Source organism: Oceanospirillum beijerinckii DSM 7166 (genome assembly GCF_000422425.1).
Classification (GTDB): Bacteria; Pseudomonadota; Gammaproteobacteria; order Pseudomonadales; family Halomonadaceae; genus Oceanospirillum; species Oceanospirillum beijerinckii.
The window spans coordinates 36395-52118 of the sequence record NZ_AULT01000032.1 but is presented as its reverse complement, the minus strand read 5'-3'; the positions used below and the strand labels follow the sequence as shown (position 1 = coordinate 52118).

Sequence of the window (15724 nt, the reverse complement as noted above, 5' to 3'; positions counted from 1 at the left end):
ACTAGCCGGTCTAGTCTAGAATTATAAAACTAGACTGTCCAGTTTGATTTAATCAAAATTGAGGTTGTGATGAGTAAAACCAGATCCAAAAGCGAAGAAAAACGTCTACAGATTCTAAGTGCCGCAAAAGATCTGTTTTGCGCACAAGGCTTCACGGCGATCTCTATGGATATGATTGCTAAGGAGGCAGGTGTCTCTAAGCAAACTGTATATAGTCACTTTGGTAATAAAGATGAGCTTTTCACAGCCGCTATTGAGCAGAAATGCGTCAGTTTAAAGTTTAGTGAGATCCAACTGCGTGAAGATATTTCGGCCCGTGAAGTGATTACTCTGATCTCACGCAGTTTTTCTCAGATGATTTTGTCAGAAGACGCGATGCAGGTGCATAGAGCCAGCGTCAGTGAAGCTTATACCAATCCAACAGTTGCCCGGTTATTTTATGCCACAGGGCCTATGCAAGTGATTGAACAAGTGGCCAAAATTTTGCGAAGTTTAGATGAAAGCGGAAAACTGAAGGTTGAAGAGCCTCGCATGGCATCAGTACAGCTACTGAAAATGTTACAGGGTGAAGCCCGCATGGAAGCAGAATACAATATAGAAGCACGTCAAAGTGAAGCAGAAATTAATGCCTACATTCAAAACTGTATCGATATGTTCTTAAGAGCTTATGCACCGTAGAATTAGACAGCAATAGCTACTCTGGGTATTTTTAAACCATAAACCTTTTTACCGCCTGCATGGCAAACGAATTGGGCTTAACCTCTGCCATAAGGAATCGGAGACCAAAAATGAGTCTGATACCAGAAGCATTAACAACCCCTTTTTATCAGAGACACGGTCAGCTACTTTGTTATAGCTTCCAGAAACTGCTGGGGCGCCCCTTGCTCAATGATCATGATCTTTCGGAAAGTGATCCGGAACTGATACAGAAGTTATATAATGCACCGTTTGCACTGCTTTCCCATGGACTGGAAGCTGATCCCATCTTTAATTTTGGCAATCAAAGGGCTCTTGAGCTGTTTGAGTTCAGCTGGCTGGGTTTTATTCAATTGCCCTCACGACATTCTGCGGAACCTATTAACCGAGAGGAACGAGCGGCGTTGCTGAAGAAAGTAACGGACCAGGGCTATATTGATGATTATTCCGGTATACGGATTTCGTCAACCGGCCAACGCTTTATAATTGAGCAGGCCATCGTGTGGAATATTATTGATGAACTGGGCCAGTTTCATGGCCAGGCCGCAATGTTTGAGCACATTAGGCCGCTATAAGAGGCCATTTCCCAAAATTTATTCTCTCCAGCAATAAAAAAACCACCTCATATGAGGTGGTTAAGCAGAGCGACATAACTTCAACTCTAAAGGCAAATAGACTCAAAAACCTACTTATTGATATTGATGGTTTGCGGTACGGTATACTCCATCAAGCCCGCCTGTCCAAACTCGACACCAAAACCAGACATTTTACAACCACCAAATGGGGCATGAGGGAGTACTTCCGCATGACCATTAATCCAGGCAGTACCGCACTCCAGACGTTGAGCAATCTGCTGCGCTTTTTCGATATCCGAAGACCACACAGAGCCACCCAGCCCGACGGAGCAATTATTGGCACGGGCTATGACATCATCAATATCGGTATAGCGGATCACTGGCAAAACCGGACCAAATTGCTCTTCATCCACCAAACGAGTACCATCAGTGATATTAGCCACAATAGTGGGTGGATAGAAATAACCTTTACCCTCCAAAGGAGCGCCACCACACAGAATATCAGCACCCTGTTCTTTGGCATCCTCAACCAAAGCATTCACCAGATCGAACTGCATACGATTCTGGATAGGGCCGAAGGTCACACCCTCTTCCAAGCCATTTCCAACGTTCTGTGCCTCAGCGATAGCTACCAACTTCTCACACATCTGATCGTAGAGACTATCATGCACATACAGACGTTTCAGCGCCGCACAGGTTTGCCCCATATTCAGGAATGCCGTTTGAAAGATACCTTCAGCAATCGCATCAACATCCGCATCCGGGAGAATAATACCGGCGTCATTACCACCCAGTTCCAGGGTCAGACGTTTCAGGTTTGATGACGCATTTTGCATAATTTTCTGCCCGGTCGGCGTTGAACCGGTAAAGATAATTTTGTTAATGCCCTGATGTTCACTCATGGCATTACCAATCTCACCATCACCGGTGACTGCGTTAACCACGCCCGCAGGCAGCACTTCATTCATCAGTTCAATCAGGCGCAGAGTGTTTAGTGGTGTCAAACCGGACGGTTTACAGACAACCGTATTGCCGGCTCTTAATGCCGGGGCAATATGCCAGATAGCGATCATCAGCGGCCAGTTCCAAGGGGTGATAGAACCCACAACCCCCAGAGGCTTATGCTGTACTTCAATACGCTTGTTTTCGCTGTCTTCGATCACGTCTACAGGAATATCCAGACTGGCGGTGTATCGGGTCCAGGCAACCGCACCACCCACCTCAGCCTGAGCCAGAAACATAGGCTTGCCCTGCTCTTTTACAACGATTTCAGCCAGCTCGGCTGCATTCTCTTCAATCTTATCGGCAATCTGAATCAGCAGTTTCTTACGCTCGTCATCTGTACTGTACTGCCAGGTTTTAAATGCTTTCCGGGCTGCACCGACCGCTTCATTCAACTGGCTGACCGAAGCATTGCGACAAGTTGCCACTACTCCCTCATTGGCCGGATTTAATACATTGAACTCTTCCTGAGTACCTTGAACCTTTTGACCGTTAATCAGCATTGAGAAGTCTGTATACATTGTTATTTTCCTTAGCCGGATCTCAGGGGTAAAGCCCCGCAAATATTCCCAAACAACAATCGTTCTTTGATGAAGCTTTAAGTCCGCCACCTGAAAATGAGGAAGTCTCTCGCCATAAAGCTTTTGCTTGGGAGTTTGAATACATTTTCGACCACCTACTTAGATAACCCAAGCCTGCAATTCACACTGATTAAAGAATAACAATCACATAAGCTTTGACAGGTAGTAAAACGTTAGTCGAATAAAACCAACTGGTAGTGGTACCAGATACTACAGAGCATAAAGGCAGGATGTAAATCAGATACTCATCATATGTAGGACATTGTGCTCAAAAGTAACGAGATGTAACCCACTCAATTGCTGAGTGTCTTTAGGCCTAAGGACAGATAAAATCGCGATAAATATGTTATTTCTTTATTCCAGGTTGCCGGCACCTCTTGTGCCTACGTCCATATCCAACCTGAATGAAGCTTAGATGAGGTACCGGCATCCGACCTCCTCACTCTATCTCCAGACTCAATTCTTTATTCACTTATACAATACTAAATATACTGACAGATCATATCTTATTACTCACACACCACCGCCTTATAGTGACTCAACCTATCGTAATCCCTATGTAGGGCAGCTATATCTTCATTATAGAAATGCAGAATACCAGCGGTATCAACAACACTATTGGCACTTACCTTATCACCTACCTTCACTTTCCAATCGATACTATATCGGCTTTCCAGATTAGGCTCTATCAGACTTGATATAGTTCCTGACTCAACGGGTAACATGGCATAGACATTGGTGCCTTTATTTTCTCCTTGCTTAAATTTAAAGTTTTTATTAATCAAAGACTCCACATGTACTTGCATGAAGTTCACACCAGTATTCGACATATGAATGGGAATAATCATACCCCCTGGAACCCGGCAGGCGATCTCCAGAAAAGTCACCTCCTGAGTTTCCGGATTGATAAACATCTCATGATGGCTACAACCATTTTTTAATCCCAGGGTCTTAATCACCTTACGGTTCATCTCTGTCATTCTGGCTTTCAACTTGGGATCTTCAACATAACGGGCGGCCAAAGGAGTCCCCTTGACAAACTGGAAGTTTGTGCAATTCAGCTCTAAGACACCTTCAAAAACGATCTCACCATCTACGACTATCGAATCAACCTGCCCCATAGGGTATGGAATAAATTCATCCGCTTCATATTCAAAGACACTATCCTGAACCTCCTGAGCCCATTGATAGAAGTCACTGACCTCGCGGATGATTTCAACACCAAAACTACCTGCAGAGTCCACCGGCTTCACAATAAAGGGAGAACCCAGATTATGCACCAGCTCATTAAAGTAGGTAACGCGACAGCGCGACAAGCGTTTTTTGTCTATGCTCTGATACTCAGGCATTTTTATTCCTGAAGGTTTTAGAGCTTGCTTCATTAAGAGTTTATTTCTGAAACGATTTACAATGTTAGGGCGGTCACCCTTCTGCAGATCCAGTACTTCACGCAGCTTAGCAGCCAGTAACAGATTAGATTCTTCCTGGCATACAATAGTAATATTACCACGTGATGCAATCGACTCCTCACTGCAGATAGCTAAAGCTTCAGAGAAATTCAAAATGGGCCTGACATCATGATTTGAAGAAGATAAGCGTTCAACCCGATCGAATTCACTGAGAAAATCTTTCGAAAGATCAATATCCTTATCTGTTAGCAATACTGCTCTTAGAGCATACTTTTCTCTTAGAGATTTAAAATCGATATGTTGACAGTAACTTGCGCTTAAAAAAATAATAGTCATAAATGCCTCCAAAAAAATTAAATACAAATAAATCAATAAAAAACAAACTCTCTTACATATCCCCCCATAAAGCAGATAAAATAAAACACTATAAAAACGCGCTTACCAGATCAGCCGGAATCAGTTTTATTTTTTGTATAGATCAGATAAAAGGAGGCTAGAAATCCGTTAGCCATACAAAAAAAATTGAATTAAAAGAAGAATCAGTTAAGGGTCTTTTTGATTTTTTTAAAATAAATAGTTGAAGATAAAGTGATTCAAATAGTGAAGTCAGTATCAGTCGCCAAGCCCTCTGCAGCTACACTAGGCCCTTGAAGAGCACTTTTGATATTGAAATCCGCAAATGATCCGTAACTGATACTGCATAAACGGATCAAAACCGATAAGGTGGCTTTTATGAGATTGTAAGTAGCCAAATATGGCAGATTTTTAGCGTGCAGCCGGGCAATATAGGATGCGTTCTCTGGCGTAAAAGAGAGTAAGTCTTCTGGTTTCGGCCACCTTATTTTATTAATTAGCCTGGATACTTAGCCTCATCAAAATAAGAAAGCATCCCTGGTCGTTCGGCCCACCTAAAAAGAGCGGCATTAATAACAGGGCACAATGGAGGAAGCACAGATGACCATTCAAGTAACAAACTTTGAAACCACCTGCTCAAGTTTTGTTTGCGAGGGTGAAATACTTATCAACTCTGGTGCCAGACACACATTACACAGAAGACAGTCTGTCACTTTTAACAATCTGCCACCGCACCCTATTGCTATCGTCGGCCACAATAATACGGGCTGTTCCACTCACGTCGTATTAAATGGTTATGATTTATCATCGCATGAAACTCAAAGTGTCAATCTTGCGGAAACCAAGACATTTAGTGTTGGCTGCGCATATATCATTAATCCGACTAAAATGCAGATCAATGAGATGACTTTATCTCTTCCTGAAAGCGCTCCTGAACATGCTTCAATTGATATTCAAATTGTCAGCCTCTGTATACCTGATAATAAAAACCATACGGGCACTGTTTTTCTGGATGGTAACCCAATTAGTTTCCACAGCTGCTCAAATGAGCCTATGTTTAGACAACTGTTCAGCTTTTAACCAGCCATACCTGTAACCAATCCTCTCACGAGCGACAGAAGATGTCACGTTATAGGAAATAGAGGTCTACTTCCCCTGTTAATCGCTGAATATTCCGCCCCTGTTTTTCCTAGATCAATAAGATTCTTCAGTCTGAAAACTACATCTCTTCCCCTCTAAACTAAAGGCGGAAAATCACTCCTGCCACAATTTTATTATGCAACAGTGACCTTCAGCACTGGATGTGTTAATTTCTGCCTTGAGAATTAAGGATTTTGCTATCGTTAACACATTTCAAAAGCAAGGTTCCTTCTTATTTGATTGTATGATTAGAAGTTTTCCGCGCGAAAAGTGCTATAAGTCAGTGCCAGGGCCTGGTTAATATAGCCTAGTAGCGGAGCGCCTAAAATCCTTTGTTTTTGGATAGTAAACCCCCCAGGTTTAAAGTGCATTTATGGAGTAGATATGGACTCTAAACTGCTGCTTGACGGTGAAAAACTCAAGCAATTACGGCAAATTCAAGGGCTTAGTCAAGAAGGTTTAGTATACGCCTGCGAGTTACGCCGCCTGACTGTATCTATTGCCACAGTAAAACGGGCAGAAGCAGGAAAAAGAGTTAGCCTTCGTACAGCAAGAAATCTGGCCGCCTTTTTTGATATTGATATCAGTGAAGTTACTCTGGTAGAAGACGACGAAAAAAATCAGTCACAAGATGACGCATTAAATTTGTATGGCACTTCTTTAGCTGCTCACTCTATATTACCTATTCTATGGCTACGTTTTGATTCTTGGGATATTACGGAAGAACTGACACAAGATGTTATAAAGCTATTACAACGTAGTGGTAGCTTATGGCGGGAAGCTCTTGGCAACACTATTTTAGCCACATTTGGCCATCAAACTATCAATAATAAAGGGCACTTACATGCCCAGCTGGTAGCCCTGGAAATCCAGCAGTTCTTACTTGACCGGGAACTCCCTGTTCATTTTTATGCAGCATTGCAACTAGGCCCCGTACAGCAAGGCTTGGAAGAAGCCATCATTGATCCACCTGTTTTACAATGGTTTGCCCAACACTCAACTTACATTCCCTGTGACTCTATTATTGTATCTACTGATCTCTATAAAATCAGTGATACACATTTTAATTATCGCACCAGCCATGAATCGGAACACCACCTCTGGTTATTGCATAGTGAAAAGCACTTACAACAAACTCTGCCTCTTATTGGAAGAAGTACAGAACTGCTCCAGCTCAGCGGCCTACTGGATGGCGTTAAGCGTCGTAATTGCCCTGCGATTACTCATATACATGGTCAGGCAGGTATTGGCAAAAGCAGGCTTATCAATGCTATTCATGAACAAGCGTATCTCCAGGAAATTCTTGTTGCGGATATTGATCTGGAGGCCGGATGGAATGATCCCTTACACCAATTAACAGCAGGCTTATGCCAAAACCTTTTTGCGCAGGCAAAAAAGCGCTGGCCTGAGAAAAAAATACTCGGTCTGCTGTTTAATCAGGAAGTACCCGCCAACCAACAAGTGTTTTTTGTCCAGCTGCTGGACCTCAGTACTCAGGTTATTAATAGCAAAGAGCATTGGCAAAATGCCCAACCAGTCAACGAAGATGAAGTGCTGGCCGCAATGGCAAAGATGTTTACTATATTCCTGAGCTGGCAGGTGCATAGCCTATTGATCACTGTAGATAATCTGCATTTAGCGAATTACAAAGGTTGTCAGCTATTAGGCAAATTGCTGACATTCTGTAAACATCTGCCAATAAGCTGTATTATTACCAGCCGGACTGAATATCAGAATCAGATAACATTAGAACCCTTTATTAACGACTACTGTCATTTCTCAACAGTGCCATTAGGCCCTCTATCAGAGGCAGAAGTCGAGCGCTTGTGTAATGAGTTCAATCATCTTCCAAAAGATTATATACGACGCTGCATTCAATGGTCTGGTGGTATCCCATTATATTTGATTCAACTGTTGACTTCTCAGCCTGAGAATAGTGAAGAAATACCCTCTTCCCTACAGCTATTGGTTGAACAAAAGTTATTACAGCTGAATGAGAAAGATCGCCGTGTTCTTGAGCTACTCTGTATTTGTGAAGCCCCACTCCCTTTAAGTGTTGTAAAGGACCTCTTAAAGCAGAAAAGCTACTCGCCAGAAGGCCTGGTCTCAGCCCAACTGGTAAAAATTGATATTCACTTAAGTATCAGCCTATGCCATAAGCTTGTTCAACATATTGTAAGGGAGCGACTCTCTAACGAAGTTAAACGTAAATATCACCAAGCTGTTGCCGATTATTTGGAAAAAAGACTGGATAAGATGCCTCAGCTCGATGTCTATAGCCTGGCTCACCACTTTGAACAAGCAGGGCATCTATTAAAAGGCGCCAAGTATCATTCCCAGGCTGCCACCAATCTGTTACAAAAAGGCCTTTATCATGAGTCTGAACGCATACTAAATAAAGCTCTTCAATTGGCCAGATCCTGTTCTGAGAAAGATATCAGCGATATAGAAATCGATATCCAACTGGCATTATCCAGTATCTACAAAGTAAAATATGGTTGGGTTTCACCTCTTCTAAAAAGCTCTTATTTGCGTATAGAAGAGCTATGCAAACAGAAAGAAGCAGACAAACGTTTGGCAATGGCGCTGTTTGGTTTATGGACCATAGAAATATCCACGCTAAACATGGTTGCAGCAGAAGAGTTAGCCAACCGCTGCTTAGACGTATCCATGATGCTAAATGATGACCAGGGTTGTATCCACGCCTACACTGCCTTGGCTAATACACTGTTTTGGCGTGGAAAACATAAGCAAGCGGAGTCCGCTGCAAACCATGCGCTGCGTCTTTATAAACCTGAGTACACCAAAGTATCTATTCAATTAATGGGGCAAGATCCCAGGGCATTAGCAGGCTGCTTTGCAATCTGGTCGGCCTCTATTTTGGGACATAAAGAAGAAGCAGAGCAATACCGTAACGACCTTATGCGTGAGATGCGCAATCTTAAGCATGATTTCAGCTTATCTATCGCTTTGCAAGGCAGCGCCTGGTTAGATTACCACCATAATAAACCAGCTCAGTCATTGGCAGCGGCACAGGAATTGGAAGCTCTATCCATAAGTATGAATTTCCCATTTTACAGAGGTGTTGCGGCACTATTTTCGGGTTGGGCAAAACACAAACTCAATAAAAACCCTCAAGCAGCCAGTATTGTTGACCGGGGATATCGACAATGGCTTGCAAGCAGTGGGGATAAAATTGCTTACTCGCTATATAGTACTATTCTTGCCGAAATTTACTTGGAAACAAACAAGATTAAGGAAGCTATAGAGGTGCTGCATAAGGGCATTACCTTCGGCATTGAACATGGTGAAGAGTGTTATGTTCCGGAGATGTTCCGCCTATTAGCTCTCTGTTCCGAATCCACAGAAGCCCACCAATACCTTCAGGAAGGTCTTTTATATTGCCAGGAAAGCCCACTGTTTGCAGCGCGTATTCGCAAAGCAATGGGAGAAGAAGAAAGTTTTAATCAGTTTTTTATGGAGTAAAGCGCATTTTTACTTACACAAAAATTATTTCCACACTACGTTCCTACCGTCTATCCAGAAAGATAGGGGTATTCGTGTTGAAGTATTTATGAATCTGAAATATGTTGTTCAGCAATATACATAAGCTTAAGCAAGAATATTTCAACGCTATGCTATCTGTAATAGATAGCAGAAAACCAAAAGCTTTCCTGAAAAAAGAACGTAGTTATTACAAGAAGCCTTTATTTAGCACTTAAGAGCTTGTTTTATGTATCACTGGAGTCCTATCTCTGTGAAAAGCACATCGTGCTAACCAGATCTCTAATGCCTCCCCATATATTCACAGTTACTGATCATCAAGACATTCTCCTAATTTCACTTACGAGTGTATAAATCACCCTCCGGATCAAAAAGGGATCACAGTGAAATAATCTTATTACAGAGAAAAGTATCAAAAATTTTATACACTAAGTGATCCGTTAATGATGCTAATTTCTTTTTTTTAATTTCATATACTAGCGGCAGAAGTTAGAAAGGAGAAAACCTGATGGACTCAAATCAATCACATACATTTACCTTCCAGGATTTAGACGATATTGCAGTCGGAGCACACTTTTATGCGTGCGGCGGCGGCGGTGCTTTAGTGAACGGTCAACGCTTAGTGGCTGATACAAAGAAGGTTCTTGAGAAAAGAGGCCTTGATCATATTCAATATCTGGAACCAGACCAGATTCCTGACCACGGCTGGTTCCCTGTTATGGGTGCCATGGGCGCGCCACAAAAGTTTTTACAATATGGCTATGGAGAATCACCTGTAAGTGCCTTCCTTAGCCACGAACGCTTAATTAAGGTGCGCTTGGGTAATCCCGGTTTCACCTTCTGCTCTTTAATGGCTGCAGAAACGGGGACCATTGCTCACGGCATGGCTTTGCTTGTCGCGGCAAACCTGGAACTTCCCGTTATTAACGGTGATGGAGCAGGCCGCGCAGTACCTTGCATCCCTATGCTGAGCTTTGCCAATCAAGAGGCTGAGTTTAATCTGCAAATATCCCCTTGCGTATTAGCCTCAGAGACTTCAATTGACGCTGGGGGAGCAAAAATGAATCTCGACTGCAACGATACTTCTGCAGTCGATGCCCTTGCCCGAAGTATCATCTCTGCAAATGCAGGATTCCACGGACGAGCTTCTCTTTCCTGTTACGCTATGAAAGGGTTACAAGCCAAACAGGAAGGTGTATTTATTCATCACACCATGACCAGAGCCCGTGACCTGGGACGCTCACTGCGCCTTTCTGATAACCCTCTGTCTGTTATTGATGCCTTACCAACAGCTAAATTGTTGTGTCAGGGTTATATCAGTCGTGTCAGTTCAACAACACGCGGGGGCTTCGACTGGCTGGAAGTCTATATTGAAAATGATGACCAGGAAGAGTTTGTTGTTGTTGTTAAAAACGAGAATATGCTGGTTTGGTCCAATAAATCCGATAGCCCTATCGCGATGGCACCTGATTTGATCAGTTATATCCAACCCGATGGTACGGTGCTGTCCAACACTGAGATTCAGAACCACTTTATGAACAGTTCAGAGCGTCTGCCTATCTGCCTTTATTCACTCCTGGCTGACCGGGCGATGTACCACCCGTGGTTCCATAAGCAGTATGCCAGCGTTTTTAAACATTACGGTTATTACGGTAGCTATCGCCCCCCCGTGAGTGCTGAAGAGCGCAATTTGGAAAAGCAAAGTTGTGATACACCTAAATTATCTATTGCTGGAATCGATGCATAATGAAATTAAAAATTATTCTCCCTGTTAATACAACTGAATATAACCGCCTGATTGAGAACTCAGTACAGCCTGTTCTGACTTCAGAAATCAGTATTGATATTGAAGCTATAAGCCAAGGATCCCCATTTATTCAATCCCGGCTTGATCTGACGATGAATGCGCCACATGTCGTTGAGCTAGCCAGAAAAGCGGAGAAAGAGGGCTTTGATGGTATTTTTGTCACTGATATGGATATGTGTGGCGTAGAAGCAGCCCGTCAGGCAGTTAGCATTCCAGTAATTGGAGGCTTCAGAGCCAGTGCCTTTACCGCCATGATGTTGGCCAAGCGCTTTTCGATTTTGACAGTTGCTAATGTTGAGGAGATGCAAAGTGAGCACACTCGTAACTTTGGCATCAGTGAAAACTTAGCTTCTGTGCGCCCACTTAATATTATTGTACCTAACCTCGCGGAAGATGATGCCCGCCAGCTTATTCTGGAACATCTGTATCAGGAAGCTCTAAAAGCAATTGAACTGGATGGTGCTAATGCCCTGATCTTCGGCTGCACAGGCTTCGTCCGCTTTGCCCAACCTCTTGCAGCTATGCTGGAAGATAAACTCGGTAAAAAAATTCCTGTTTTGGATCCGAATTGCTGCGCAATCAGCTACCTGGCTCTTCTTGTCAAAAACAACCTGAGTCAAAGCCAGTTGACTTACCCAAAAGTAGCTTAATCTGAACAGGATATCCCATAGCAAGACAGCTGATTGTTACGGTTAGCAAAGTCCCATCGCTATTAGTCGCCTGTTAAAAGTTAGTCGCCTGTTAAAAACGCGTTATGGGCTGGAGCTCTCCACAATAGAGTTTCAGCCTATGAAGAAAACCTGTGCCACTAAACCCAGGTTAATTATCTTCTACCGCAATGACGTTAAACTAGGCGAAACTCAATAACAGGCAGCTACCATGACTAAGCACAACACAACTTCTCTTAAAAATAATGGCTTAGCTCAGAGCTATGGATTCTTACCAGAAGAAACACTAATACCTTCAGAGCTGCATCGCTATCTTCATGACTTGGATTTATCTTTTACTACAACAGATATAGAGTTTGTCAACCAGCTACAAAGTCGTCATATCGCCCGTTACAGCTTTAATAGTCTGGCAGTGGTTCTCGGGCAGGAGATGCCTTTAGACTTACCTCATCTGAGCAGAAAAATTGTCGACCAGGGTTTAGGCGGGTATTGCTTTGAACATAATAAGCTGAGCTTTGAACTTTTGCAGGCTCTTGGTTTTAAGGTACGACTATTACTGGCAAGAGTAATCTATAACCAGGAAAAAGATGTACCTCGCACCCACCGTATTACCCTGCTGGAATTGAACGATAATATCTATATTGTCGATACCGGTTTTGGCTCACTGGGCCCTCGTCACGCTGTTGAGCTAACCCCTGACAAAGTCCAGACTATAGGTGATGAGACCTTCCGAATTAAAGCAAGGGAGCACGGGGAATATGATCTGCAAATTATCAAAGAGGGGGAGTTTTTCTCTCTCTACCGTTTTGATCTTAACCGCTACACGGACGCAGACTGCCTGACGGGGCATTTCTTCTCTCATCGCTACCCAAAAGCAGGGTTTGTTAACAACCTGGTCGTCAGTCTTAAGCTGGCAGAAAAGGTATTGTCCCTGCGCAACCATCAGCTGTTTGTTATACAGCAGGGAGAAACCCAGATCACCCCCGTCACCAGTGCAGAACATTTATATCAGCTGCTGCTGCAAACCTTTAGCTTACCCATTGACCGGGCGGTAGCCGATCATCTTTTTGAACGCTTTGTGCAGCCTCAACTACAAAACACTACCAACAACAGCCATTAATCCATTATCGCTAATCAGGTACGATTAACTGAATCATTACTCTGCGTTAGCAAATGAGAAACAATTTATCAGAGAAACTGGCAATGAAACAGCTAACACTGCTGACCCTATGGGCATGGCTTATGACTTCTTCTTTTGTGGTCTCAGGAAAAATAGTGCCATACTCACCACCTATGGCAACAACAGGGTTACGTTTTGCCCTGGCGCTATTGATTATTTTACCCGTTTTATGGCTACTAAAAGCCAGACAGATCAGCCAGGAGCAGCAAAGTCCCGCCAAACACCGGCAAGTGCTATTACAACTCCGCACTGACCTGATGCAACAACAGGTTATACTGCCCTATCTGTTTATCAGTGCCAGCTTAGTGATCTTTTTTATCGGTATGTTTAAGGCCCTGGAGAACACTACCGCACTGAACACTTCGGTGATCTATACCCTGTTACCCTTGCTAGGTTTATTGATCAGCGTGTTTTGGCTCAAGGATAAAATTTCGCTTCAAAAATTATCCGGTTTTGTGCTGGGCAGTTCCGCTGCTTTAATCTTATTGTTCTCCAGTCAGGATACTCAGGCGTTGAGCTGGCAAAGCGGCGACCTGATTTTTTTTATAGCCTTGATCTTTCTTGCCCTGCATGTAGTGGCAGTTCAAAAGTGGGGCTCCCGGGTACAAGTGCTTGAAGGTGCTTTTTTGATTGTCTTAATCGGTAGCTTACTATTGCTGCCTGTGATTTTACTCACTGGCGATCTCAATCAGGTCCAATGGCAGGACAGCAGCTTCTGGTTTTACTACCTGCATTTGACTCTTTTTACAACAGTGATGACCTTCATTCTGCAACAGTGGTTGGTTAAAAATGGCGGTGCCAATCAAGTATTGGCATTCTCCTATACCATTCCACTGTGGGTAGCACTCTATAATGCAGCTGTTTATAATGCCCTGAACCAAACAGGACAAAACCTGTCCGATCAGTTTACTATAGGGTTCTACTTGGGACTGACTCTCTTACTGCTCGCCCTGTCACTCATTATGGGCATCAAGATTTCTCTAAAGGGCGGCGATGGACAAAAAACAGCTACAAAATAGTTTTCAGTGCTATCTGGACCGGTACTCCGTTCCCCATGCCTCTGTCAAAGACAATTTTGGCGCCAATGCCCAAAGCCAGGGAATAGACTGGAGCAAGCTCACCCTTGAGCCCCAAATCAAGCATCTGGCCAAGGGGGAATACCTGTTTCAACAGGGTGAAAGTGCAGCCAATCTGTACTTTCTCTGTTACGGTTTGGTACGCTATGTCAGCTTGTCTGAAGAAGGCAAAGAATTTACCCAGTCTTTTGCTGTTGCCCCCAGAATAGCAGGTTCAACTCGGGCGATGGTGCACCAATCTTCTGCTCTATTTAGCATTGAGGCATTAGAGGATGTACTGGTACTGGAATACCCCTGGGCCGAGTTTTATCAACAGATGAGCCAATGCCCTAACTTTCTGCGTACCTATATCCATTTACTGGAACACCTGTTTATTAGCAAGGAAGAGCGGGAAAACGCTCTGGTAAAACACAGTGCAGAGCGGCGCTACCTGGACTTTATCAGCCAGTTTTCCGACCTGGAGAAACGTATCCCACTGCAATATATCGCCTCCTATATCGGTATTACTCCAGTTGCCCTGAGCCGTATCCGCAACCGCCTGAAACAGCAGTAATTGCATTTGTTGCACCTATATTAATTAAAACGGTTTAACCCAGGCCATTGTATGCCTTATAAAAGTCTAAAATAAACCTTCACCAGACTTGGCAGCTTGTCAGCAATCGGTAGAATAGCCCGCTTGCTGACACAGGCCTGAAGGTATTATGGAATTAGAAGCACTGCCCGTTTTAACACAACATCTGGAATCTGCTCTGGAAAACCCACCGACAGAAGTCCGTCGTCTGTTTCATGGCCGTGGCCGCAGCTGGCCAGGTTTAGAACAGATCACCGTGGATTGGCTACAAGGCCAGGTGCTGGTTTCACTGTTTAAAGAACCTTCAGAAGCGTTTCTGGCTGCCCTGAAAAATGATCTAACGGCACTCACCCAGCAGGATTACTGGACTGATACCGGTGTAACATCCCTGCTGCTGCAACACAGAGCCCTCCCAGGTTCACCAACAGAAGTCATCTGGGGTGAACTGAGTGAATCCCAGCAGGTGATTGAAAGCGGTCTCAAATACCAGCTGGATCTGGGCCGTAATCAAAACAATGGCCTGTTTCTGGATATGCGTTTTGGCCGTGACTGGGTACGGGAACAGGCGCAGGGCAAACGCGTCCTGAATCTGTTTGCTTATACCTGTGGTTTTTCTATCGCCGCCATTGCCGGTGGGGCTGATCATGTGGTGAATCTGGATATGGCTAAAGCGATGCTAAATCGTGGCCGTGAAAACCACCGATTAAACGAGCATGATCTGAAGAAAGTAACCTTTATGGGTCATGACCTGTTCAAGTCATGGGGCAAAGTGCGTAAATACGGCCCTTATGATCTGGTTATTATCGACCCACCCAGCTTTCAGAAAGGCAGTTTCGCACTGACCAAAGACTACCAGAAAATTCTGCGCCGTCTGCCTGAACTGCTGACTGAATCAGGTAGTGTATTGGCCTGTGTTAACGACCCAGCAGTAACCTCGCAGTTTCTGATTGATGGTATGGCTGCTGAAGCACCTGAACTGAAGTTTGAACGCCGTCTGGATAATCCACCGGAGTTTCCTGATATAGATCCAGAAGGTGATCTGAAGGCCCTGATCTTTCAACGCTAAACAATGAAAGTAAAGCCAGAGCAATCTGGCTTTACTCTATATCATTCAGATATTAATTATATTTTTATATAGCACCCAAACAATAAAAGCAATAG

At 43.7% G+C, this 15724-nt stretch carries 12 protein-coding genes; 10 read left to right on the top strand and 2 right to left on the bottom strand.

From position 1 onward, the window contains the following. Positions 1–69 precede the first annotated feature (69 nt). Complete coding sequence (locus H579_RS0110720) at positions 70–678, top strand: TetR/AcrR family transcriptional regulator (protein WP_028300681.1); 609 nt, start codon at positions 70–72, stop codon at positions 676–678. 110 nt (positions 679–788) lie between these two features. Then, complete coding sequence (locus H579_RS0110715) at positions 789–1271, top strand: MEKHLA domain-containing protein (protein WP_028300680.1); 483 nt, start codon at positions 789–791, stop codon at positions 1269–1271. Between the two features lie 110 nt (positions 1272–1381). On the opposite strand, the gene H579_RS0110710 is transcribed toward H579_RS0110715, so the two are convergent. Both H579_RS0110710 and H579_RS25250 read right to left on the bottom strand, forming a co-directional pair. Then, positions 1382–2794, bottom strand: a complete 1413-nt coding sequence (locus tag H579_RS0110710; RefSeq protein ID WP_028300679.1) for an aldehyde dehydrogenase family protein — start codon at positions 2792–2794, stop codon at positions 1382–1384. Between the two features lie 569 nt (positions 2795–3363). Continuing rightward, positions 3364–4599 carry an ATP-grasp domain-containing protein gene (locus tag H579_RS25250; RefSeq protein WP_051227533.1) on the bottom strand — a complete coding sequence of 412 codons (1236 nt, stop codon included), beginning with the start codon at positions 4597–4599 and terminating at the stop codon, positions 3364–3366. A 618-nt stretch (positions 4600–5217) separates the two neighbouring features. On the opposite strand from H579_RS25250, the gene H579_RS0110700 reads away from it, so the two are divergent. The 8 genes from H579_RS0110700 (at position 5218) to H579_RS0110665 (ending at position 15629) form a co-directional block, all read left to right on the top strand. Continuing rightward, positions 5218–5697 carry a hypothetical protein gene (locus tag H579_RS0110700; RefSeq protein WP_157834602.1) on the top strand — a complete coding sequence of 160 codons (480 nt, stop codon included), beginning with the start codon at positions 5218–5220 and terminating at the stop codon, positions 5695–5697. A 444-nt stretch (positions 5698–6141) separates the two neighbouring features. Further along, positions 6142–9243: a helix-turn-helix domain-containing protein gene (locus H579_RS0110695; RefSeq protein WP_028300677.1), complete on the top strand. Its 3102-nt coding sequence runs from the start codon at positions 6142–6144 to the stop codon at positions 9241–9243. A 526-nt stretch (positions 9244–9769) separates the two neighbouring features. Continuing rightward, positions 9770–11008 carry a DUF917 domain-containing protein gene (locus H579_RS0110690; protein ID WP_028300676.1) on the top strand — a complete coding sequence of 413 codons (1239 nt, stop codon included), beginning with the start codon at positions 9770–9772 and terminating at the stop codon, positions 11006–11008. Then, a complete protein-coding gene (locus H579_RS0110685) occupies positions 11008–11718 on the top strand; it encodes an aspartate/glutamate racemase family protein (RefSeq protein WP_028300675.1) in 711 nt (236 codons plus the stop codon). The genes H579_RS0110690 and H579_RS0110685 overlap by 1 nt, the downstream gene beginning before the upstream one ends. A gap of 229 nt (positions 11719–11947) precedes the next feature. Beyond that, positions 11948–12856, top strand: coding sequence for an arylamine N-acetyltransferase family protein (locus H579_RS0110680; protein WP_084624070.1), 909 nt, complete (start codon positions 11948–11950; stop codon positions 12854–12856). 83 nt (positions 12857–12939) lie between these two features. After that, positions 12940–13935 carry a DMT family transporter gene (locus tag H579_RS25245; protein WP_084624073.1) on the top strand — a complete coding sequence of 332 codons (996 nt, stop codon included), beginning with the start codon at positions 12940–12942 and terminating at the stop codon, positions 13933–13935. Further along, on the top strand, positions 13910–14545 hold the full coding sequence (locus H579_RS0110670; protein ID WP_028300673.1) for a Crp/Fnr family transcriptional regulator: 636 nt from the start codon (positions 13910–13912) through the stop codon (positions 14543–14545). Before H579_RS25245 ends, H579_RS0110670 begins: the two co-directional genes overlap by 26 nt. A 148-nt stretch (positions 14546–14693) precedes the next feature. Beyond that, a complete protein-coding gene (locus tag H579_RS0110665) occupies positions 14694–15629 on the top strand; it encodes a class I SAM-dependent methyltransferase (protein WP_028300672.1) in 936 nt (311 codons plus the stop codon). The last annotated feature ends 95 nt before the right edge of the window (positions 15630–15724 follow it).